Source organism: Paenibacillus sp. FSL R7-0273 (assembly GCF_000758625.1).
Taxonomy (GTDB): Bacteria; Bacillota; Bacilli; order Paenibacillales; family Paenibacillaceae; genus Paenibacillus_AQ.
On the sequence record NZ_CP009283.1, the window covers coordinates 3,423,455 to 3,443,507 of the forward strand.

21 protein-coding genes and 1 other annotated feature are annotated in these 20,053 nt (G+C 49.5%); of the genes, 18 read left to right on the top strand and 3 right to left on the bottom strand.

The window, feature by feature from the left end:
• The first annotated feature begins 12 nt into the window (after positions 1–12).
• Entirely contained in the window at positions 13–1,131 is a 1,119-nt protein-coding gene (locus R70723_RS14760; RefSeq protein WP_039873025.1) for a 5-methyltetrahydropteroyltriglutamate--homocysteine S-methyltransferase, read from the top strand.
• Positions 1,132–1,510: 379 nt separating this feature from the next.
• Here the strand turns inward: R70723_RS14760 and R70723_RS14765 are convergent, their stop codons facing one another.
• Complete coding sequence (locus R70723_RS14765; protein WP_052421321.1) at positions 1,511–2,248, bottom strand: thermonuclease family protein; 738 nt, start codon at positions 2,246–2,248, stop codon at positions 1,511–1,513.
• Positions 2,249–2,401: 153 nt separating this feature from the next.
• Here R70723_RS14765 and R70723_RS14770 point away from each other — a divergent pair, with 153 nt between their 5' ends.
• The 8 genes from R70723_RS14770 (at position 2,402) to R70723_RS14805 (ending at position 8,726) form a co-directional block, all read left to right on the top strand.
• Positions 2,402–2,758, top strand: coding sequence for a hypothetical protein (locus R70723_RS14770; protein WP_039873026.1), 357 nt, complete (start codon positions 2,402–2,404; stop codon positions 2,756–2,758).
• Between the two features lie 70 nt (positions 2,759–2,828).
• Positions 2,829–3,097: a binding site (T-box leader), on the top strand.
• Positions 3,098–3,158: 61 nt separating this feature from the next.
• Positions 3,159–4,718, top strand: coding sequence for a lysine--tRNA ligase (gene lysS, locus R70723_RS14775; RefSeq protein ID WP_039873027.1), 1,560 nt, complete (start codon positions 3,159–3,161; stop codon positions 4,716–4,718).
• A gap of 92 nt (positions 4,719–4,810) precedes the next feature.
• A complete protein-coding gene (locus tag R70723_RS14780; RefSeq protein ID WP_039873029.1) occupies positions 4,811–5,527 on the top strand; it encodes a YebC/PmpR family DNA-binding transcriptional regulator in 717 nt (238 codons plus the stop codon).
• Between the two features lie 59 nt (positions 5,528–5,586).
• The gene (locus R70723_RS14785) at positions 5,587–5,766 is read left to right on the top strand and encodes a hypothetical protein (RefSeq protein WP_039873030.1); all 180 of its coding nucleotides are present in this window, start codon (positions 5,587–5,589) and stop codon (positions 5,764–5,766) included.
• An 84-nt stretch (positions 5,767–5,850) separates the two neighbouring features.
• Complete coding sequence (locus R70723_RS14790) at positions 5,851–6,285, top strand: NUDIX hydrolase (RefSeq protein WP_039873031.1); 435 nt, start codon at positions 5,851–5,853, stop codon at positions 6,283–6,285.
• A 32-nt stretch (positions 6,286–6,317) separates the two neighbouring features.
• The gene (locus R70723_RS14795; RefSeq protein ID WP_039873033.1) at positions 6,318–7,082 is read left to right on the top strand and encodes a TSUP family transporter; all 765 of its coding nucleotides are present in this window, start codon (positions 6,318–6,320) and stop codon (positions 7,080–7,082) included.
• 23 nt (positions 7,083–7,105) lie between these two features.
• Positions 7,106–7,564 (top strand): GNAT family N-acetyltransferase, encoded by a 459-nt coding sequence (locus R70723_RS14800; RefSeq protein ID WP_039873035.1) that lies wholly within the window; start codon positions 7,106–7,108, stop codon positions 7,562–7,564.
• Positions 7,557–8,726, top strand: coding sequence for an alanyl-tRNA editing protein (locus R70723_RS14805; protein WP_039873036.1), 1,170 nt, complete (start codon positions 7,557–7,559; stop codon positions 8,724–8,726). The genes R70723_RS14800 and R70723_RS14805 overlap by 8 nt, the downstream gene beginning before the upstream one ends.
• 84 nt (positions 8,727–8,810) lie before the next feature.
• Here R70723_RS14805 and R70723_RS14810 read toward each other — a convergent pair whose 3' ends face one another.
• Positions 8,811–9,335, bottom strand: coding sequence for a YfiT family bacillithiol transferase (locus R70723_RS14810; protein WP_039873037.1), 525 nt, complete (start codon positions 9,333–9,335; stop codon positions 8,811–8,813).
• Between the two features lie 84 nt (positions 9,336–9,419).
• Here R70723_RS14810 and R70723_RS14815 point away from each other — a divergent pair, with 84 nt between their 5' ends.
• From R70723_RS14815 to R70723_RS14850, 8 genes are all read left to right on the top strand, one after another.
• On the top strand, positions 9,420–11,771 hold the full coding sequence (locus R70723_RS14815) for an ABC transporter permease (RefSeq protein WP_039873038.1): 2,352 nt from the start codon (positions 9,420–9,422) through the stop codon (positions 11,769–11,771).
• A gap of 16 nt (positions 11,772–11,787) precedes the next feature.
• Entirely contained in the window at positions 11,788–12,564 is a 777-nt protein-coding gene (locus tag R70723_RS14820; RefSeq protein WP_039873039.1) for an ABC transporter ATP-binding protein, read from the top strand.
• Between the two features lie 61 nt (positions 12,565–12,625).
• A complete protein-coding gene (locus tag R70723_RS14825) occupies positions 12,626–13,312 on the top strand; it encodes a response regulator transcription factor (protein ID WP_039873040.1) in 687 nt (228 codons plus the stop codon).
• A complete protein-coding gene (locus R70723_RS14830) occupies positions 13,299–14,579 on the top strand; it encodes a sensor histidine kinase (protein WP_052421322.1) in 1,281 nt (426 codons plus the stop codon). Before R70723_RS14825 ends, R70723_RS14830 begins: the two co-directional genes overlap by 14 nt.
• 139 nt (positions 14,580–14,718) lie before the next feature.
• The gene (locus R70723_RS14835) at positions 14,719–15,279 is read left to right on the top strand and encodes a YdcF family protein (RefSeq protein ID WP_039873042.1); all 561 of its coding nucleotides are present in this window, start codon (positions 14,719–14,721) and stop codon (positions 15,277–15,279) included.
• Between the two features lie 60 nt (positions 15,280–15,339).
• Positions 15,340–15,558, top strand: coding sequence for a hypothetical protein (locus R70723_RS14840; RefSeq protein WP_039873043.1), 219 nt, complete (start codon positions 15,340–15,342; stop codon positions 15,556–15,558).
• Positions 15,559–15,601: 43 nt separating this feature from the next.
• The gene (locus R70723_RS14845; protein WP_039873044.1) at positions 15,602–16,411 is read left to right on the top strand and encodes a GNAT family N-acetyltransferase; all 810 of its coding nucleotides are present in this window, start codon (positions 15,602–15,604) and stop codon (positions 16,409–16,411) included.
• Between the two features lie 90 nt (positions 16,412–16,501).
• Entirely contained in the window at positions 16,502–16,681 is a 180-nt protein-coding gene (locus tag R70723_RS14850; RefSeq protein ID WP_039873045.1) for a hypothetical protein, read from the top strand.
• 150 nt (positions 16,682–16,831) lie between these two features.
• On the opposite strand, the gene R70723_RS14855 is transcribed toward R70723_RS14850, so the two are convergent.
• On the bottom strand, positions 16,832–17,866 hold the full coding sequence (locus tag R70723_RS14855) for a hypothetical protein (protein WP_039873046.1): 1,035 nt from the start codon (positions 17,864–17,866) through the stop codon (positions 16,832–16,834).
• A 144-nt stretch (positions 17,867–18,010) separates the two neighbouring features.
• Between R70723_RS14855 and R70723_RS14860 the strand changes: the two genes are divergently transcribed.
• On the top strand, positions 18,011–19,975 hold the full coding sequence (locus tag R70723_RS14860) for an elongation factor G (protein ID WP_039873047.1): 1,965 nt from the start codon (positions 18,011–18,013) through the stop codon (positions 19,973–19,975).
• The last annotated feature ends 78 nt before the right edge of the window (positions 19,976–20,053 follow it).

Genomic DNA, 20,053 nt, shown 5'->3' on the forward strand with positions numbered 1-20,053 from the left:
CAGGAGGGCACTATGATCAGTCCAATTACCGGTACCGCCCGAAACGCCCCGCCCTTTCGCTATGATATTGTTGGCAGCTTTTTGCGCACTGAGGGGATCAAGACCGCACGCAGCCTGTATGATCTGGGAGAGATAACTGCTGCACAGCTCCAGGAGGTTGAGGACAGAGAGATTGCTGATTTACTGGGGCAGGAAAAGGCTCTGGGACTTAAGGCTGTTACCGACGGCGAATTCCGCCGCTCCTGGTGGCATCTGGATTTCTTCCTCGGGATAACGGGCACCCAGAAAATTATTCTTAACCAGGGAAGCGGCTCGGCTAAGGAAAACACACAGCGGGCGGAGAGCTTTAAGATTACGGGGAAAATATCTTTTGGCAATCACCCGATGTTAGCTGATTACATGAAGCTGCAACAGATGTCCGGCGATACTATGGCTAAAATGACGATTCCTGCCCCGTCCCTGTTCCACTTTGTGCAGGATTATAACGGAAATGAGATCTATCCTGACCGGGATCAGCTGTTTCAGGATATTATTGCGGTGTACCGTTCAGCTATACAGGCATTTTATGATGCGGGCTGCCGTTATCTGCAGCTGGATGATACGACCTGGGGGACCCTGTCGAGCGGGAGGCACCGGGCACATCTGCGGAGCAGAGGCGTTGATCCGGATCAGCTGGCCCGTGACTATGTACGGCTGATTAACGAAAGTATCGCTGACAAGCCCGGGGACATGACGATTGCGCTGCATGTGTGCCGCGGCAACCTGCGTTCAACATGGTTCGCGGCCGGAGGCTATGAGCCTGTTGCGGAGGTGCTGTTCGGCGGGGCCCGGGTGGATGCTTTTTTCCTCGAATACGATAACGAGCGTTCCGGTGACTTCGCGCCGCTGCGGTTCATCAAAGACCAGTTTGTGGTGCTCGGCCTTGTCACTACAAAGCATGGCGGTCTGGAGAATAAAGAACAGCTGAAGCTGCGGATCGCCGAAGCTGCCGAATATGTGGATATCGACAAGCTGTGTCTCAGCCCGCAATGCGGCTTTGCCTCGTCGGAGGAAGGAAATATTCTTACCGAGGAAGAGCAGTGGGACAAAATCCGGCTCGTAATTGAGACCGCGAATGAAGTGTGGGTGTAGAACCGCTGAAGTAAATTAGGACAGGGAAAATAGGGATGTTCCGGTCTGCCTGAGCGGCGGAGGGACATCCCTGTTTGATATTTTGCCGGTACCGGGTTAAGCTCGCTTTTGTTGGAAGCTCTGCTGCGAGGAATAGCTGCACTCTGTACACTTAAAAAGCACGAAACTCTGCGGCTGCAGCGTTTAGCTGTAGTTTGTGCAACTATTCCTGCCGGAAATAACCAAAATGAGCATTTTGCTGATTTTTAGTTGCACAGAATACACTTATACGCGTAATCCGGGGAAAAACAGGCATTTTAGTTGTATAATGTGCAGTTATCCTGTGAGTATGGATTTGTTGAATGGAGGTTACTCAGCAGCGGCCAGCCCGTCAACCATTCTACTGCTTAGTTGTCGCCGCATCGGCATTAAATCCCCTGTTAGTCACATAGTTGTCGATGCTCCAAACCCGGAGCCCGGTTTCACGAGCCTTCGTTTCAATTTCCCTGAAAGCATCAACATACCTGGTGTCCGGCGGGAAAACAGCCACTCTGGCCAGCCCCTTCTCCAGCAGCAGCTCATTAACCATCCGATTATCCACATATACGTAGGCGAGCAATCTGCCGTATTGATCACGCTCCGATTCGTCAAATTCAAGTTGTACGGTTTGTCCTGAAAGGAGCTCCTTCGTGTATTCACGCGCTTCCAGAGCATAGGGCTCTGGCTGTTCTCCAATTTCCGGGGTATCAATCAGCAGCATGCGTACTTTTTCAGTACTACCTTCATTGGTCCGGATTCGGAAGGTGTCGCCGTCAATGACAGAGGTAACTTCAGCGTCCATTGTTTTTGAAGTGTATATGAATGTGCCAATCACTTTGAAGTCTCTAAATATAAAAAAATTCTGTAATGAAGTAGCCTTTTCAAGCAGCGTGGTTCCCGGTGCAGTAACAATAGTAAGAATTAAACTTACAGCCACTGCAAGCAGAGAGAATTTTTTAACACGCTTGCGGGATTTCCCGGAGGAAGCATTTCTGCGGCTAAGCATCGACGGTTTGATGAAGCTGATCACCCAGACGATGACTGCCAGTATGGTTAGTAATAGAAATAATACTGCTGTAAAAGCTTCATTTGATAACATCCGTCAGAGCTCCTCAATAACAATAGTGAAGCCAGTGTAGCAGAAAATAGCGGCATTGAATACCTGCCTGTAGCATTCAGCTGCGCTGAACCCAGTACAAACATCATTTACATATATACCCAAATGAATTATGGTTACAGAAGGAGGGATGATATGGACCCATATTTTGATCAGCAGGTTGAGCGCCGGGCCAAGCCGGGAAGAATCAGAAATTTGTTTATTTTGCTTGTGATTTTGGCAGGGGTGCTTGCGCTGCTTAATCCGTCCATTGAGGATTTTGCGGAATATGCTGTGGAAGACCTGAAGGAAATACTTGGCGCGTCGCTGCCAGAAAGCCTTAATCAGGCTGTAGTCCGGCCGCTGGTGGAGAACATTTCAGAGCGGGATAATTACATAATCTTTTCCGTTTTCAGTCTGCCGGACATTCAGGACAGCAGCACCTTTATTGGCGATATCACAGCGAAGAAGCGTTACTTAGGCGTATTCAAAATCTTTTTCATTGAGTTGTAGCTTGATATGCAGCCGAAATTTAAGCTTGAAAAATCACAGCAAATCATGTTTAAATAGGTTTAATCGAATAAGAAAAGCGATGAAGAGAAGAGTAGTTAAGCAAACGTTGCTCCCAGAGAGCTCCAGCCCGGTGAAATGGAGCAGCAATGTGCCTGACGAATAAAGTCTCTGAGCTGCATACGGAATTGGGTGTTTAGAGCGCCCAAGGATGGTATGACGGGAGCTCCCGTTACAGAGCTAGGGTATAAGCGTGATGGCCGTACCCGAAGAGGCGGTCCTGGCAACATGTCCGCGAACAGAGGTGGTACCACGGTGCTTATGACAGCTCCCGTCCTCAAGATGACAATCTTGAGGCGGGGGCTTTTTTGTTTTTTATTAAAGAGCAGAGGAGATTATTAACATGCATTGGGCACAAAAAATCGCAAACGACCTGATCAGCAGTCATCCTGAGCGCCAGACCTTTGTATGCGCCTCGGGCATAAGCCCGTCGGGCTCGGTTCATATCGGCAATTTCCGCGAAATTGTCACCACTTCCTTCGTCACTCAGGCGCTGCAGAAAGCCGGGAAGGAGGTCCGCTTTATTTTTTCGTGGGATGATTTCGACCGGTTCCGCAAGGTTCCCGCGCAGCTGGACGCTTCATATGAGCAGTATATCGGATTGCCCTACACCAAGGTCCCATGTCCATGCGGCAGCCATGCTTCTTATGCTGAGCACTACGAGCAGGAGTTTGAACAAGCGCTGAGCGCTTTTGGCATCCTGCCTGAATTTATCTATCAGAGCCGTGAGTATCAGTCGGGCAGATATAATCAGGCCATACTCCATGCCCTGCGCAGCAGAGGGGAAATTTACGATATCCTGATGATGTTCAAAACAGGCAAAGCCACAGAGGAGGACCGGGCAGCCTTTTACCCGATTCAGGTCTATTGCGAGCGCTGCGGAAAAGATTCGACCAGCGTCCACGCTTTTGACGGGGAGTCGGAGGACATCATCTACAGCTGCAAATGCGGCTGCTACAACACGCTGCACGTTCCCCAGGCCTCAAACATCAAGCTGCACTGGAAAATAGACTGGCCGATGCGCTGGGGGATGGAGCAGGTTGTGTTCGAGCCGGGCGGCCGCGATCATTCGTCCGAGACGGGGAGCTATAATGTAGCCAAGGTCATCGCGGAGCGGATATTCGGAAACCAGCCGCCGTATTACGTTCCCTATGAGTTCATCAGCATCAAGGGCAGCCATGCCAAAATGTCCAGCTCGTCCGGGCATAACTATACGCCGGAGGACCTGCTGAAGGTATACGGGCCGGAGCCGATCCTGTTCATGTTCGCCAAATACCAGCCGGATGCTGCCTTCAGTATCGGCCTGGATGAGGATGTGCTGCGGAATTACACGGAATTCGAGCGCTATTGTAAAGCTTATGCCGCAGGGCAGCTGGAAAGTGAAGACCTGCGTGCGGCTCTCGAGCTGGCCCGGAGAAATCCTGCAGAGCTGAAAGCGCCGGGCTTCAGCCAGGCTGCGGCCCTGCTGCCGCTGATCAACTGGGACAGCGGGCTGCTGCAAAGGCTGCTGGATCAGGATGGCGGACATGCCGGTCAAGCCGAATTATTCCGGCAAACCGCAGAACGGGCCGAGCACTGGATCAGACATTATGCTCCGCATAAGCTGGTTACGGCTAACACCAGTCCGGACCGGGTGTTGTATCAATCGCTTGAACCTGCCGAGCAGGAGCGGGTAATAGCATTCTGCAGCTTGCTCCGTACCGGATTTTCCGATGAAACGGAGTTTATGCAGCAGGTTTACGCTATTTGTCACGATGCTGACAAAAAGACGATGAGGAGCAATCAAAAGGCACTGTTTTCCATCCTTTATCAGCTGATTCTGCAGCAGCCGGAGGGTCCGAGGGTTCCTGTACTCGTTCAGGCACTGGGCAAAGAGCGCGTGCTGGCGCTGCTGGACTTCTAAACAGAGCTCCTATGCCCTTTACGGGATCGTCCCAAGAGAGGTATAATATAACGGACTGTTTATAACTTATGTTGGAAAGTGAGTCGAACACTATGGGCCGTAAATGGAATAATATTAAAGAGAAGAAGGCATCCAAGGATGCCAATACAAGTAAGGTCTACGCCAAATTCGGCGTTGAGATTTATGTAGCAGCGAAGAAAGGCGAGCCGGACCCGGAATCGAACCGTGCGCTTAAGGTCGTTCTGGAACGCGCCAAAACTTATAATGTACCGAAGGCCATTATCGACCGCGCCCTGGAAAAAGCTAAAGGCAGCGGCGACGAAAGCTATGTGGAGCTGCGTTATGAAGGCTTCGGACCAAGCGGCTCAATGATTATCATCGATGCATTGACCAATAACGTGAACCGCACGGCTCCGCTTGTCCGTTCTGCATTCAGCAAAAACGGCGGCAACATGGGTGTCAGCGGGTCCGTAACGTATATGTTTGATCCGACAGCTGTTATCGGCCTGGAGGGTAAATCCGCTGAAGAAGTAATGGAGCTGCTGATTGAAGCCGATGTTGATGTACGCGATGTGCTGGAAGAGGACGAGGCGGTCATCGTATACGCTGAGCCTGACCAGTTCCATGCTGTACAGGAGACGCTTCGCGGGGCCGGTATTACTGAATTCACCGTAGCCGAGCTTACCATGCTTCCGCAGAACTATGTGGAGATCCCGGAAGATGCAGAAGCACAGTTCGAGAAGCTGATCGACGCACTGGAAGAGCTCGACGATGTACAGCAGGTTTATCACAACGTTGACTCCGAATAATCAGGGCTGCCGGTTGCCATAATAAGGTGTAACCATAAGTAACCTTAGGAGGCATAACAGTGACAGATCACGCCAAACCGGATAAGAACCTGATGAACACTGTGGATGAGCTGGACCATGCGGCAGTAACCAGCCAGCAGGCACAGCAGATGGAGCAGAAGAAGCTCGACATCCGCAAGGAGTCCCTTAGCGATGACAAGACAACTTATAAGAAGAATGAACAGAATTCTTATAAGTGACGTCTGCATCAAGACGGGTTTTAGGGAGCGGCAGGAGATGATCCTGCTGCTCTTTTTTTATTCCAGGAGAAGGGAGAGATTCAAATGCCGGACTTCCGGTTGCTCAGTGTTGTGCATATCATGCTGGTCAAGGACGGCCAGGTGCTGCTGCTTAGACGCTGTAATACAGGACATATGGACGGTTATTACGGTTTTCCGGGCGGAAAGCTGGACGGCGGGGAGACACTGCAGATGGCAGCGATCCGCGAAGCGCGGGAGGAAACGGGTGTCCGGATTGACCCGGCACAGCTGCACATGCTGGGGACGATGCATATCAGGACCCCGGGCGGGGAACGGATTGATTTTTTCTTCCGCGCTGAGGAGTGGTCGGGAGAAGTGAGCAATATGGAGCCGGATAAATGTGATGATCTCAGCTGGTTTGACGCGGACAGTCTCCCGGATAATACCCTTCCATTCATGAAAAAAGCTATGGATACATTCGGCCGCGGGGATTGGTTTATGGAGCATGGCTGGGATTAGATACTGACAGTATACATAGCAGGAGGCCGGGGATGGAGCATATTAGTACAGGAATGATCATTGTTTTGGTGGTGTGCGGCTTTCTGGCCGGATTTATTGATTCTGTAGTGGGCGGCGGAGGGCTGATCTCGATTCCGGCGCTGCTGTCGGCGGGTATACCGCTGCATCTGCTGCTTGGAACGAACAAGCTGGCAGGCACCATGTGCTCTTTTACCAGTACGGTCTCATTTATAAAATCAGGTAAAATTAACTTTCAGCTTATCAGACTGTTAATACCCTTCTCTATCGCCGGGGCAGTCGCTGGCTCTTTTACTGTCCGGCAGGTGCCGTCGGAGTTTCTGAAGCCGCTGGTCATCGTGATGCTGGTGGTGATTACGGTCTACACCTTGTTCAAAAAATCGTGGGGCGATGTGTCCACCTTCTCCGGCAGCAGCCGCAAAACACGGCTGACCGGCATGCTGGTCGCCCTGATCATCGGGTTTTATGACGGTTTTTTCGGACCGGGCACAGGATCGTTCCTGATCTTTGCCTTTCTGATGCTGGGCTTTGAGTTCGTGACAGCAGCCGGCAATGCCAAGGTGCTGAATTTCGCCAGCAATATCTCAAGTCTGCTTACGTTCATTGCACTGGGCTCGGTCAGCTATTCATACGGCCTGCTGCTGGGCGTGCCTATGGTTGCCGGGGCATTAATCGGTTCCAAATTCGCGATCCGCAAGGGGGCCGGGTATATCCGCCCGCTGTTCATTGCGGTAACGGTAATCTTGATCGGCAAGCAGATCTGGGATACGATGCATTAAACAGACGTAATCGAGGTGGAAGTATGGATATCAGGCTCATTTCTAAGGAACAGGCATGGCAATTGAGGCATGAGGTGATGTGGCCGGAGCGTGAGCTGGATTATGTGAAGCTGGACGATGACGATGCGGGAGAGCATTACGGGCTGCTTGAGCAGGAGCGGCTAATCTCCGCAGTGTCTTTATTTATTGAAGGCGATGAAGCACAGTTCCGCAAGTTCGCCACTCTGGAAGCAGAGCAGGGCAGAGGCTACGGCAGCAGGCTGCTGCAGCATGTGCTGGAGGAGGCGGAGTCGCGCGGAGTCCGGAGAATCTTTTGCAATGCACGGAGCAATAAAGCCGCTTTCTATCAAAAGTTTGGACTTGCTGTAACCGGGAAGTCGTTCAATAAGGGCGGTAAAGACTATATCATTATGGAGCGGTTCTTCGGACCAGCCGAAGCCGGAGCTGTAGACAGAAATGGAGCGAAGCAGACTAATGACTGATAAATTATATTATGAATCAGCTTATATACAGGATTGGGAGACAAGGGTCAGCCGGATTGAGGAAAAAGAAGACGGGCTGTATCTCGTTCTGGAGCAGACAGCCTTCTATCCGCATGGTGGCGGGCAGCCGTGCGATACCGGAACCATCGGCGGCATTCCGGTGCTGGATGTCATACTTGAAGAGGGCGAAGTGTTCCACAAAGTGGCCAGCCTTCCGGGAGGCGCTGAAGTCAGCTGTACAATCGACTGGGAGCGCAGATTCGATCACATGCAGCAGCACAGCGGCCAGCATCTGCTGTCAGCAGTGTTCCGTGAGCTGTGCGAAGCGGTGACGGTAAGCTTCCACCTCGGAACCGATTATGCGACGATCGATGTTGAGCTGACAGAGCTGTCACCGGCCCGGATGCTGGAGGTGGAGGCTGAGGTTAACCGGCAGATTGTTCTGAACCGCAGCATCACCAGCTATTTCGTGAGCGGGGAAGAGCTTGCCCGCCTGCCGCTGGTGAAGCAGCCTACAGTAACCGAGAATATCCGGATCGTGGAGATCGAGGGCATTGAATATAATGCATGCGGCGGCACTCACGTCCCTTCAACCGGAGCGATCGGAATGATCAAGCTGCTGAGAGCGGACAAGCAGAAGGGTAACATCCGGGTGACGTTTAAATGCGGCGGCCGCGCACTGGCCGAGTTCAATGATAATGTGCGTATTCTGAGCGCCTTGTCCGCCAAATTCAATACCGGCAAGGACGAGATTATGGACCGGATTGAAAAAATGGAGCAGGAGCAAAAGCAGCTTCAGGCCGAGCTTACAGCGCTAAAAGAGCTGAATGACGGCTATGCAGCAAATGAGCTGCTGGCGGCACAGGAGGAAGGCAGCCGGATCATCGCGCAGACTTATGAACAGAAATCACTTAAGGATCTGCAGAGCCTCGCTGCTAAGCTGACTGCCTTGACCGATCTGCCGGTCCTGCTGCTGTCAGCGGCTGAGAATAAGCTGGTGTTCGCCCAGAGCGGAAATGCCGGGCTGTCCTGCGGAGCGTTCTTTAAGGAGCACCTCAGCGGCTTCGGCGGCAAAGGCGGCGGCAGCGACAAGCTGGCCCAGGCCGGCTTTACGGACTATGGGCAAGCCCTGGCGTTTTATGAATTTGTAAAACAGCAGTAATACACAAAACCTGTCCTAGGAAGGGATGGTCTGAATGGCTTATCCATTTTCCTTGGCAGGTTTTTTAGTTGTATTGGGATTGTTTTACCAGCCCAGGCGGCTGTACAGCGAGGTAATATGGGCAAGATGATGCTTGCCGTGCCAGGCATAAATGCCGATGTTTCTGCCTAATGAAACTACGCCGGATTCCGGATGGATAAAGGTCTTTTCCAGATCGGCAGGAGTCAGTTCATGCAAAACGGTAACCCAGCGCTGATGCAGATTTTCGATGAGCAAAAGGGATGGCTCAACCGGCAAAGCATAATCCGGCAGCCCGGCCCATTCTGCCTCGTCATAGGGCTTAATTACCGGCTGGTTCTCAGTAAGCGCCAGTTTAAAGCGTACATAAGCATTCATGTGACTATCTGCAATATGGTGGACAACCTGCCGCACCGACCATCCGCCCGGACGATAGGCGGTATCCAGCTGTTCATTGTTCAACTCTTTTACGGCCTCCCGCAATTGTCCCGGTAATTCTTCAATTTCCTTGATCCACGCGGTGGTAACACCAGCGGTAATCTCACCGGCATGCTCAAACGGGCCAATCGGGTATCTCAAATTCGTCTCCATAGTCAAAATCCCCCCCAGTTAAGGATTATTTAATAACTTCCCCATTATAATCACTTCAGAGGATATGAGAAAGGGGAACGAAAAGTGTTTCTGAACATTCTGAAAAAGGATCTGCGCCGCAAAAAAACGATGAACCTCGTACTGCTCGTGTTAATCACACTGGCTACAGCCCTAATTGCCAGCGGAACGAACCTGACGTATACCACCACATCAGCCATCGGGTATTTCATCGACAAGAGCAGGGTAGCAGACCATAATGTCACTATTCCCGACACTCCGGAGAACAGGCAGAAGATCAGTGACTGGTCCGCCGGCCAGTCTATTATTGCAGAAGTAGTCGAGGAGCTGCAGATTGGGGTGACCAGCCGGGAGGTTTCACTGCCCGCAGGCCGCAAAGGCTTTTCGAGCAGCCTAGTGCTTACACTGGCAACGGTTCCTGACAAGGTGAATCTTATTTATGATCATGAGGACCAGCGTTTTACATTAAAGGAGGGCGAAATCGGCATACCGGTAAGCATCAAAAATGCAACCGGGATGGAGCTAGGTGACAGCATCAGGATTGATTTTGACGGCATCTCCAAAATCTTTAAGCTTACGCACATCTTTAAGGATGCCTACATGGGCGCCGATCTGCTGGGGCTGAAGCGGCTGGTCATCTCTCAGCAGGATTTTGCAGACATTAAAGATGCGTTGCCAGAAGAGGCGGTGATGGTGCAGTACAGTTTTGTGGCTGCTGCAGGAGTCGAGTCTGCGGCGGTTACGGCAGCTTTTGCTAAACAAGATCTGGCCGCTAACGTTCAGATTGACAAAGGTGTGGTGCGGATGTCATACATGACAGACCAGATTATTTCCGCCATGCTATTTGTGATCAGCCTGTTTCTGATCTTCATTGCCTTTATGACGCTTAGATTTACGATTGTATCCACGCTGCAGGATGAATACAGGGAGATAGGCGTAATGAAAGCCATTGGCTTCAAGAACGGGCCGGTCAAAAGGCTTTATCTGGCTAAATATTTAGGGCTTGCTGTTACAGGCGGAACCTTTGGGTTATTGGCCAGTTTTCCGCTGACCGCTCTGATGTCCCGCAAAACCTCAGAATATATTATCCTGCCCGGGGGCATAGCCAACATAGTGATTTCTATAACCAGTGCTATTGCCGTTATTTTGCTGACCCTGCTGTTCTGCCTCTTGTGCATGCGTACAATCAATAAAGCCTCAGCTATCGACGCGATCAGACAGGGGCATACCGGAGAAAGGTTCCAGCCTTCCCGCAGCATTCATCTTCACCGCAGCAAGCGGCTTCATCCGATGCTCTTTCTGGCGCTGAGTGATATTCTGAGCCGGCTAAAAAGCTATACCACGCTAATCCTTACCTTTATATTAAGCACAGCCATTATCATCATTCCAATAAATCTGACCAATACGATCCTAACGCCGAAATTTATTAGCTATCTGGGGACAACGGAAGCTGATTTCTATACCAAATCGGTTGTTGCTGAAAAGCCGCTGGATGAGATCCGCGGGGAACTGGTGAGGGTTGAACAGGAGTTTAAGGAGCGGCAGTTTGATGTGAAGCTCTCACTGGAGTATACGATTTTGACTAAGTACATCTCAGAAGACGGTGAGAGTAACAGAAGTATTACCGGAACCAAAAACGAGCCTATGTCAGAGCTGGAGTTCTTGCAGGGATCTGCTCCTAAGCTGGCCAATGAGATTGCGATTACCAGCATTATGTCTGAGGTCTATGATAAAGGGCTTGGGGATTATATTACATTCGAAATAGACGGGCAGCAGCATTCGTTTCTGATTACCGGGATTTTTCAGGCTATCTCTAATGAAGGCTACATGGTACGGCTGGCTGAACAATTTAATCCGCAAATGACAATGTCCTATATGATAACCGGCATGATTCATGCAGCAGACAAGGATAAAGCTGCAATCACCGCAGAGATGAAGCAGGTGTTCAGTAAGTATGAAATAAAGACTGCCGATGAAATGCTGGCTGAAATTATAGGCGGCTTCGTCGGACAATTGAAAAGCGTCATCAGCCTGCTGACGGTCATTGTGTGTCTGATTATCTTTTTTATTACCAGCTTGTTTGTGCGACTGCTTATCAGCAAGGAGATTCAGGGCATTGCGGTTATGAAAAGCCTTGGCTTTACAGACGGGCTGATCCGGCTGTGGCAGGTGCTGCGGATTATGATTCTCCTGACAGGCTCGCTGATTATAGGGGTGCTGGGAGCCAATATTCTCGGAGAACGGCTGTTTGGCTTCGTCTTCCGGATGTTTGGGCTTACCGAGCTTCACTTTCAGATTATGCCGCTGCAGGTTTACGTGCTGTATCCGCTGATCATTCTCGCTGTTGTTGTAATAGCGGTATATACGAGCTGCGGACAAATCAAAAGAATTCATGTCTGGAATATGAATAAAGAATAATCAGGGGGAATGAAGGATGAGTACTGTGCTTGAGGTTACGAATCTGTGCAAGACCTATATTGTGAACAAAAGCCAGCATAACGTGCTGCGGAATATCAATTTCACATTGCATGAAGGGGAGTTTGTGTCTATTATGGGCCCGTCGGGTTCCGGCAAATCTACACTGCTCTATACGGTTAGCGGGATGGACCGTCTCACGGCGGGAGAGGTGCTGTTTAACCGGAAGAAGCTGTCCGTGCTCTCGCAGAATGAGATGGCAGAGGTCAGGCTGCATGAGATGGGTTTTATTTTTCAGCAAATGTATATGCTAGGGAATCTGTCGGTCTATGATAATATCATATTATCGGGTTATCAGGCGATTAAGGGCAAAGGGGATTCCCGCAGCCGCAGTGATATCAACGAATATGCCGACAAGCTGATGCGGAAGCTGGGGATCATCGAAATAGCCGGACATGATATTGCCGAGGTGTCGGGCGGACAGCTGCAGCGGGCCTGTATCTGCCGGGCCTTGATCAACGCTCCCAGAATGCTGTTCGCCGATGAGCCGACCGGAGCCCTGAACTCCAAAGCCGCCAAGGAAGTGATGGAGGAGCTGTGCCGGATCAACAGGGAAGGTACGACGATCATGATCGTTACCCATGATGTGAAGGTAGCTGCACAGACCGATAAGGTGCTCTATATGGTGGACGGCAACATCCAGGGCGAGCTGAAGCTTGGCAAATCCGCTGAGGCGGAGGGTATCAGGGAACGGGAGCGCCGGCTGAATGAGTGGCTGATGGAACAGGGCTGGTAGGCGGTGGAAGTGATAAAGGCTGATTGCCGCCCTGCCCTATAAAGTGAAGGATACAGGAGGGATGGCATTGGCTGATATTTTGGTCATTGAGGATAATCTGGAGCTGTCTGCGGTTATACGGGATTTTCTGGAGGCGGAGGGCTACTCTGTAGCTTCTGCTTCCAGTGCCGAAGAAGGACTGGAGCTCCTGGACAGCCAGGCGGTAAAGCTGCTGCTGCTCGATATTATGCTGCCCGGGATTGACGGCTTTGCTGTGTGCAGGCTGGCCAGGGAAAAATTCAATCTGCCGATTCTGATCATGAGTGCCCGGCACGGGGATGACAACAAGATTATCGGGCTGGAGCTGGGGGCGGACGATTATCTGGAAAAGCCGTTTACCATTCAGCTGCTGATTGCCAAGGTAAAAGCGCATATGCGCCGGAGCTATGAGATGAATGACAACAGGCAGCTGCTGACGGACGGCAACCTGCTGGTCAACCGCTCGTCCATGCAGGTGTTTCTCTCCGAAGCTCCGGTGTCCGTGACGATGAAGGAATATGAGCTGCTGGTGCTGCTGCTGAATAACCGGGGCAAGGCGCTGCGCAAGGAGTGGCTGTTCCAGCAGGTGTGGGGTGCGGACAGCTTCAGTGAGCCGTCAACCCTTACTGTACATATTAACAAGCTGCGCGAAAAGATTGAGCTTAATCCGAAGCAGCCGAAACGGATCGTAACGGTGTGGGGAGTGGGCTACAAGTATGAAGCGGTTTGACCGGCTGATTCTCTGGACGATAAGTATCGGAATTGCAGTGATTGCCCTGTTTGCCGCCTATGGCTTCAGGCTTGCAGGCGATTTAGGAGATAAAACATACCGGATTGAGGTTAACCGGATTACCCGTGAGATCAGTGACGGACGTGAGCCGGATGAACTTAAGCTGGAGGAATACACTCATGTGCGCAATGCTGCCTGGCTGGAGTGGAATGCGGAGCCGGAGGCCGTGCGAAGATTTTTTGACGGTACAGGTGTGCAGAACAATGCTGAGTATACGGTTAAGCCTATTTTCCATGGGGAGGAGCCTGCGGGTTATTTGAGGCTGGAGTATGTATCCGGCACAAGCCGTTCGCCGCTGCTGCTGCTGACGGTAATGCTGCTTGGTGCAGTGCTTGCGGCCATATCCAGCCTGCTGCTGTACATCCGCAGGCAGATCATCAGGCCGTTCCATACGATCGAGGAGCTTCCTTATGCATTGTCCAAAGGCAAGCTGACCCAGGATATGAAGGAGAGCAAAAGCCGGTTTTTCGGCAGGTTTATTTGGGGCCTTAATCTGCTGCGCGAGACACTGGACCGGCAGAAGCAGACCAACCTGCGGCTGGAAAAAGACCGCCAGACCCTGATTGCCTCCCTGTCTCATGAGCTCAAAACACCGGTCGCGGCGATTAAGCTATACTCCAGTGCGCTGGCGGAGGGACTCTACGACAACGAAGATAAGCGCAGGGCATCCGCCGGTCTGATCGGCCAAAAGGCTGCACAGATTGAGGAGATGATCAGCAGCATCATCGCCGCATCCGTATCCTCCTTGCAGGAGACAGAGGTGCACGTAGCGGAATTTTACCTGAAAGAATGGATCAGGCGGGTGGTGGAGCATTATAAGGAACGCCTTGCTTTGCTGAAAATTCCATTTGAAGTGGCTGTACCTGAAGACAAGCTGCTGCTAGGTGATCCGGACAAGCTGCTGGAGGTTATGGACAACCTGCTGGAGAACGCGATCAAGTACGGCGACGGTTCCCTGATCAGAATCAGCTTCCGGGAAGAGGATTACCGCCAGCTGATCATCATTGAGAACACCGGCAAGCCTGTTCCGGCTACCGAGCTGCCGCATATCTTCGCCAGCTTTTGGCGCGGCTCGAACAGCGCCGGCAGGCAGGGCAATGGCCTGGGCCTGTTCATCTGCCGCCAGCTTATGCGCAAAATGGACGGGGACATTTATGGCGAGGCTTATGATGAGGGGATGCGGTTTGTGCTGGTGCTTCGGTATTGAGTAGGTGAATGATTAAGATACATAATGGTATGAGGAGCAGCTTGCATGTCCGGGGGCTGCTCTATTTAAATTGAAGGAAATAAGGATACTTTTAACGAATAAGTATTAAATTAACTGGCTATGGACCAAGGAGGTTTACATGCCTTTTCCTTTTGATAGCATTACAGATTTTATGTTTTTTGAAACAGAGCTGGGACAATCCGACGTTATACTAATTCCGGGAGGAAGTCATCCTCAGCTAATGAAGCAAGCGGCGTTGTTATACCATGAGGGAATTGCCCCATTGATTTTACCTTCTGGGGGTGCCACTTCCCATGTAGAGACAACGGAGTGGGAATTCCTGCGAAACGTGGGCATGACGTCAGGTGTTCCTCCAGAAGCAATACTCAAAGAGGATAAAGCAACACATACCTTTGAAAATGCCCGTCTATCTTTGGAGGTTCTACATCGGCGGGGAATTCACCCTGAAAAAGTGGTTCTGGTCTGTAAAAACTATCATGCGCGAAGGGCGCTTTTAAGCTATCAATTTATTTTTCCTAAGGAGACTATATTCTATGTAAGTCCGGTAGTGGATAAGACAGGGATCACAAAAGACAACTGGTTCACGAATGAAGAAAACATAACCCGCGTTATGAATGAGCTGGAGAAGGTCGGGAAATATTTTAAAACCGCAATATACCGTACCGGGGCAAATGTTTAATAATAATATGAACTGTCTTTATAACAGCTGACAAGTGCAAATTATGAAAGGAAGTTGGATGTGGGAAATGCAGTAAATAATCTGACGGAGGACAAAAAAGCAGAGTTAATAGATAAATATGGTCTTTCTGTTGAACCCGATCCTTCAAAAGACAATCTGTTTCAAGGTGACTTCGGCTTCACCATCCATCATCCAATATTAATTGCTGCAGTTGCAGTTATTGTTTTATTGGCGGCGGGTGTTCTGTTGTATTTCTGGTTTCAGAAAAGAAGGTTGTGAAGGCTTTTATTGATAGTCAATGCAGGAACCTTGGAGGTGTATAATGGAGGAAATATTTGCTGAGGAGTTTAAGGCGGCAGAGTCCTTTTTTAACCGGAAAAAACAGCACATTCCTGCGTTATCAGTCTTGCGGGGACATTATCCGGGACGTGTGTTTGTAGATTGGCCGGATAAACCGGAGTTGGCAATTGTGTGGCCCACTGGCAGATGGATGTATGCGGCTGGAGATGCGGGTGCTGAACGGAACATAGCGCTGATTAGACTGTTTTTGCAAAATACGGTTATACCGGATTGTATCAGAAGGGGGGTTGGCTGGTTTGAGATTTATGCCGATGACTCGGAAGCTTGGAATAGGCTGTTTCTTTCCGGGCTCCCGGGTGTAAGAGCGGATAAGCTTTTTGAAACCGTCTATGAGCTGCAGATTGGTCCGTTTAGAAGCTTAGAGGAGCTCCTTCAGGCGGATCAAGGTGAGTTTGAGATTGAAATTGTTGAGTATCCGATTGTAGCCGGGAGCGACATTCTGTCGCTGGGTGCGGATCATCATTTTATGGATAAGAAAACGGTTGGAGCGTCGGTGAATGTTGGAGGACAAACCGTTTCGTTTTGCAGAAATAACGGCTTTACAGTAGGCAATGAATATTTTATTGATGCAGATACATACGAAACAGCTGAGCGGAACAAGGGACACGGGACTCAGGCGGCTGCGGCTTTGATCGGATATTATCTTGATCAGAACATGCTTCCTTTATGGGAGACAACACAGGACAATCTGGCCTCGAATCGTCTCGCTTTAAAGCTGGGTTTTCTCCCGGCAGAGCAGTACCCGGTCTATACTTTCAAATTGCAAAAATAACAGAAAAAGTACATAACTTCTATCTTTTAGAGTGATTTCCACCAGTATGGGTAATATTGGGTATAACCTGAATGAAGTGGAGGCGGGAAAATGAGAACTTTTGGACGGGGTGTGCTATATTCCATTATAGTCATAGCTGTACTGCTTCTGATTTCGTTTGTAATCGGTGACACGGTAACGCTTCCCTGGTTTATTTTTATTCCTTTGTTTGTGCTGGTCTGGGCACTGGCCGTCTATCAGGAGGGCCGTAACCGGTCCGGACAGGGATAGTTAAGCAGATTCATTCACATAGGATTGATCATACACGGCAAACCGCCCATAATGAGAAGGGATGGTTTGCCGTGTGTTTTTGTATGAGGTACATAGTAGAACTTATTTCAAACGAAAACGCTCACAACCTGCGTAACGAAAGGGCGAACACTATATTTGATTAGTTTCGTCGTTACTAAAATGTGGAAGGCGTAACCAATTAATAATTAGGAACGAGGTAGTGAAATACCAAAGTTTAAACATATTTAAAAATTGTTCATCATTGGGTAGTGTATGATTGTTCTTCCATTTATCAATCGTCGTTCTTAAATCAATATCTACTAGTGTATTTACACCTGTAATACCGGCAATTTCATTGCTACTATGCCGGGAGTAGGCACCTAATAAATCCGAAGCATTGAATATACCGAAAAAGTATTTTCTCCAGGACCCTTTATCTACTTGACGAATAATTGAATAAACAAGTTGATTTACCTTCTGGTTTTTAGATTTTTCAGTATATTCTTCTGTATTTCTATATACATCATTAATTATTACTTCTAAAATATTACTCAGTCTTTTAATAAAATCAGATTGAACAAAACTATTTATGTTAGCCCACTCATATAATACTACGCTGATTTCCTTCTTGACGATGGCTCCTTTAAATATATAGCTCGACTTCAAAATGCTCTTTTCTGCTATTTTCACTCTATCAAAGGGAGATATATTATAAGATTCTAAGAGTTCACTCATTTGTATGGACCATAAATATTCTTGGAAAGGATTTGTCTCGATATATTTTTTGACTCCATCATTAGATATATAATTTGCATATTTTAAAATCTTTGAATCATTAATATAGATATTATTAGACTTTAACATAGTTTCTATATCGCTAATTAACAATGTATCCTCTTTGTCGAATATTTGCTGGGGAATCCCAAAGTTCCAAAAATCTCTTAGCTTATTGAATGCTTCGTAATAACTTAGAAAAACACGATGTAAAGAAAAGAAGTTGCTTTCTCCCATTTTAGATATGAATTCATTTAGTTGTTTATGATTTATCCAAAAATAGCGTTCGGACTTAGTGTCATAGCCACCTTCAATATTTTCTGAATCTTCATTCTCGTATTCCAGATAAAAACTATTTAGTGAGGGTAACGTACGACTTTTTGTAGCAACAATAAGACCGTATTCATACATTTAAAAAGCCTCCCAACCATTATTTTTACTATATAATCTTAACAGTTTAAGTAGAATATATTAAGCTAAGTGTGAATTTTTATATCCTTTGGTTAATTAATTTTTTATTTTGAAGTTTTAATTGGAGGTGTACTAGCAGCAAGAATGACAAAGAATATAACAATCGGTCTGCTTGCCCACGTCGATGCCGGAAAGACGACCTTCGCCGAGCAGCTGCTCTACCATACAGAAACGATCCGCAGCAGGGGAAGGGTGGATCATAAGGATACTTTTCTGGATACCCATGAGATTGAAAAAGCGCGCGGCATCACCGTATTCGCTGACCAGGCGGAATTCAGCTACGGCGGTTCACACTACTTTTTGCTGGATACGCCCGGGCACGTCGATTTTTCAGCGGAGATGGAGCGGGTGCTGCAAATTCTGGATTATGCCGTTGTAATTGTTAGCGCAGTAGAAGGAGTGGAGGGTCATACGGAGACTGTATGGCAGCTGCTGCGTTCACACTGCGTCCCTACGTTCTTTTTTATCAACAAAACAGACCGGACCGGTGCAGATCCGCAGCGTGTGCTAGGTGAGATCCGTCAGCTGCTAAGCGGTGATGCTGTTATGCTGCCTGGGCTTGCTGCTGGTGCTGTGGGTGAGGAGCTGCGTGCTTTTTTGGCGGAACGGGATGAGTCACTGTTTGAAGCCTATCTGGATGGAAGCTTGGACGAGCCTGCCTGGACGGATGCGCTGGTTAAGCTGGTGAGGCAGGGAAAGATTTTTCCGTGTATGGCCGGCTCCGCCCTGCTGGATGAAGGGATCGGCAGCTTCCTGAACAATCTGGATACACTTGCTGTAACGGAGTATGATCACCGTCTGCCTTTTGCCGGAAGGGTCTATAAAGTCCGCTACGATGAAAAAGGTACAAGAATTACTTATATTAAAGCGCTGCAGGGTGTGCTAAAAGCACGGGAAGAATTGACCTATGGCCTGGAGCAAAAACGGATTTCAGAGCGGATCACCGGAATCCGCCGGATTAACGGGGCGAAGACGGTATCGGCCGACTGGGGGGCCGCAGGTGAATTATTTGCGGTTACCGGCTTAACAGCTGCCGGACCGGGCGAAGGTGTCGGAGAGCTTAAGGATACGGTAAGCAGCGGACTCGTTCCCGCCCTTAAATCCAAAGTCTGCTTCGAACCGCCGGTTCATCTGAAGGAAGTGCTGCAGGCGTTTCAGCAGCTTGGGGCAGAAGACCCGTCGTTGAATGTAAGCTGGGATGAAACGCTACAGGAGCTGCAGATCCAGGTTATGGGGCAGATCCAGCTGGAGGTGCTGGAGCAGGTGCTCCGTGAGCGGTTCCGCATTCCGGTTACTTTTGGTGACCCGGAGATTATGTATATGGAGACGATTAGTAACGTAGTCTATGGCTGCGGGCATTTTGAGCCGCTCGGCCATTATGCCGAGGTCCATTTGAAGCTTGAGCCGGGTGAACGCGGGAGCGGTGTAACCGTACATAATAAGTGCCATCCTGATCATCTGGCTGTGGGCTATCAGAACAATATCGTTCAGGTGCTTCTGGAAAAAGGGCATCACGGCCTGCTGACAGGCTCACCATTGACCGATGTGCAGATTACGCTGCTGAGCGGCAGAGCGCATAACAAGCATACCTCAGGCGGTGATTTCCGGGAGGCGGCCTTACGCGCATTACGTCAGGGTCTGGAGCAGGCGGAGAATGTGCTGCTGGAGCCGTTTTATGATTTTAAAATCCGAATTCATTCAGATCATGTAGGCAAGGTAATGTCGGATATTCAGCAGGCCAGCGGCAGCTTTGCTGCACCGGAGATAAATGGTGAAACAGCCATCCTTACCGGAACGGTGCCGGTTGCCACCTTCATGAATTATCCGATCAGGCTGGCTTCCATGACCCAAGGCAAAGGAGCCTTGTCTCTGCGGGCCGGCGGGTACCAGATCTGCCATCAGACCGGACATATCATCAGCATGAAGCAGTATGATAAAAATGCCGATCCGGCGTATCAGTCGGCTTCAATCTTTTGCTCCAAAGGGCAGGCCTATCCGGTTCCCTGGAACGAGGCGGCCGGTCATATGCATGTCAAGCTGGAGCACTGAGACATTTACGGAGATGACAGTGTAGGACATATGTCCTTTAAGGAGCAGCAGAGATCGCTTTTAATAAATAAAAGCGAA